Raw genomic sequence first — 1626 nt, forward strand, 5'->3', positions numbered from 1 at the left:
GTATCCGCCGCGGTACGGCCAGCCGATCGCCGATTTTCAATTCCCCCAGCGGTATCCAGCCGTCGATCGTCAGGAACGGGTGATTCGCCGTCGCCTCGACCTCACGACCGGAGACAAGCCGAAGCTTGAACACCTCACGGTGGCCGCTGGGGAAGACATTGGTCATCGGCCGGGCCACCATCCGCAGCCGCTCGTCCAGCGACCACACCAGTGGCCGCTCACCGGTGCGCAACAGCTCGCCCAGCGTCACCTCGGCGCCGGTGTCGGCCCGCAGAATGCGAGTCGACGCGGTCAAACAGCCCGACTCACGCAGGTCGGCCAGCATCGGCTTCTTGTCGGTGCGCTGCTCCGGGCCGCGGTTCAGCTGGCTGATCGCGATGACCGGCAGCTCCAGCTCCTTGGCCAACAACTTGAGATTCCGGGAGAACTCCGAGACCTCGACCTGACGCGACTCGAACTTCTTGCCCGACGTCATCAGCTGCAGGTAGTCGACCACCACCAGCCGCAAGTCGGCCTTCTGGCGTAGCCGGCGCGCCTTGGCCCGGATCTCCATCATGGTCAGATTCGGCGAATCGTCGATATACAGCGGCGCCTCGCTGATCTCGCTCATCCGCCGGGCCAGCCGAGTCCAGTCGTCGTCGCTCATCCGGCCCGACCGCATGTCGGCGAGCTTGATCTTCGCCTCGGCGCTGAGCAGCCGCATGACGATCTCCGACTTGCTCATCTCCAGCGAGAAGATGACGCTGGACAGCCGGTTCTTGATCGAGCAGGACCGCATGAAATCCAGGCCCAGGGTGGAGTTGTGGGTGGGCACCATCCCGTCGCCGGCCAGGTACAGGTGCTCGGGATTGTCCACCTGGACGCAGCGCACCGCGACGCTGGGGACGCGCCGGACCGCGTCGATCCGCACCACCGGGGCCAGCACGGCGGTCCCACCCGGCCGGCTGTAGCCGGGCGAACCGGCGGCGGCGATGCTGTCCCGCCCACAGCGCAGTTCGACCGTCGTCCGCACACCCAGCCTGGTCGACCACTGGTGTTGGGCGTCGGCGACGATCACCGTCCCGTCGGAGAACTCGATCTCATAGCAGGGTCGGCCCAGCATCACCCCGGTGGCGGCCACCACCCGGGTCGGTGCACCGTCGGCGCCGAGCAGCTCGTCGCCGACCGCGACGTCGCCCATCGTGGTCCACCCGGACGGGGTCGGCAGCGGGGTGTCCAGGGCCAGCGCCTTCCCCATCCCCGGCCGGGCGGCGATGATGATCATCTGCCCCGGGTGCAGGCCGTTGGTCACCTCGTCGAGGTCGTGGAAGCCGGTCGGCACCCCGCGGGCCAGCCCGCCGCCGGAGGCGATGGCGTCGATCTCGTCCATCGTCGGCTGCAGCAGGTCCTCCAGCGGGACGAAGTCCTCGGAGAGCCGCCGGTCGGTGACCTCGTAGATCTCCGCTTGCGCGCGGTCGACCACCTCGGCGACGTCGGCTCCCTCGGCGCCGGCGTAGCCGTACTGCACCACCCGCGTCCCGGCCTCCACCAGCCGCCGCCACGACCTGAGGCCGGTCGGCGATGCCAACCGGCCCACCAGGACCGCCTGTAGACCAGCCAAGCAACGGAATCGCCAATCCCGACAAC

The 1626-nt window shown here is 68.8% G+C and carries 1 protein-coding gene; it reads right to left on the reverse strand.

The annotated features are described in order from the left end of the window. Positions 1-1579, reverse strand: a 1579-nt coding sequence (locus tag AC2VNT_RS06500) for a DnaB-like helicase C-terminal domain-containing protein (protein WP_486946073.1), incomplete at its 3' end; no start/stop codon positions are given. Positions 1580-1626: the final 47 nt, after the last annotated feature.

The organism is Mycobacterium sp. TH-M15 (assembly GCF_057473705.1).